Annotated in this window: 1 protein-coding gene; it reads left to right on the top strand. The window is 79.4% G+C overall.

Annotation, left to right across the window (positions count from 1 at the left end):
- Positions 1-253 precede the first annotated feature (253 nt).
- A partial coding sequence (locus tag ACFVGS_RS36835; RefSeq protein ID WP_385696792.1) for a trypsin-like peptidase domain-containing protein occupies positions 254-1,033 on the top strand: 780 nt, incomplete at its 3' end.

The following is a 1,033-nucleotide window of genomic DNA, read 5'->3' as shown; positions in this document are numbered from 1 at the left end:
CCGTGGGCGTGTCCGCGGGGCGCAGGGCTACTCGCGGGGCTTTTTGCGGCTCCCCCCCCCCCGGGGCCCGCCGGCCCCCCTCCCCCCGGCGGGCCCGGGGGCGGGGGGGGGGCCTCGGGGGCCCCCCCCCCCCGCCGTCATGTCCCCAGGTTCACCCCTACGGGGAGGCGCTCGAAGTGAACGGGGGAGTGTGAGGGGGCGCGTTCGGCTCGCGCGCTTCTCCCGCTGATCACCGCCGACCTACCGTCGGATCATGGGGAGCGGGGACCTGGCGACACTGGTACGGATCGAGGATCCGCGCGGCCGTCCCCTCGGCACCGGATTCCTCACCGACCACCAGGGCACCCTGCTCACCGGCCACGAGGTCGTCGCCGGACAGCAGGGCCTGCTGCTGAGCGTCCCCGGCGGCCCGGTCCGGCGCGCCACGGCCGCCGACATCACCCCGCTGCCCGAGAGCGGACTCGCCCTCGTCCGGACCGCCGGACTCGCCGCCCGCCCGCTGCCCCTCGCCCACCGGCAGGACATCGAGCCCGGCACGTACGTCCGGATCTCCGCGCACGGCTGGCGCGAGGCCCGCGTCCTCGGCGCCACCGCGGGAGCCGCCCTCGAACTCGCCATCGGCACGGAGGGAGCCGAGGCCCTCAACGACGGCGGAACGGCCGCCGGCGGGCCCGTGCTCGACCCCGCCACCGGCGCCGTCCTCGCCGTCCTCGGCACCGCCGCCCACGGCGACCGGCGCGCCGCGGGACACGCCCTGCCCATCCCCCCGCTGGGGCCCCTCGCCGCGCTGTTCCGCCGCAACGCCGCCACCGTGCCCTGCTACGGCCGCGACCTCAACGCCGCCGGGATCCTGGAGCTCACCGCCACCACCACCGGCGCCCTCGACGACCTGCCCGAGCCGCGCGTCCTCGACGACGGCGCCGCACCCGTCCGCGCCGTCGTCGGCACGCCCGGCACCGGCCGCACCACCGCCCTGGCCGGCATCGCCGCCGCGCGCGCCGGCGGCCCGGCGCCCGCGCCCACCGTCTGGCTG

This window comes from Streptomyces sp. NPDC127114, from assembly GCF_042677525.1.
Taxonomy (GTDB): domain Bacteria; phylum Actinomycetota; class Actinomycetes; order Streptomycetales; family Streptomycetaceae; genus Streptomyces.
This window is presented reverse-complemented; position numbering and strand designations above follow the sequence as displayed.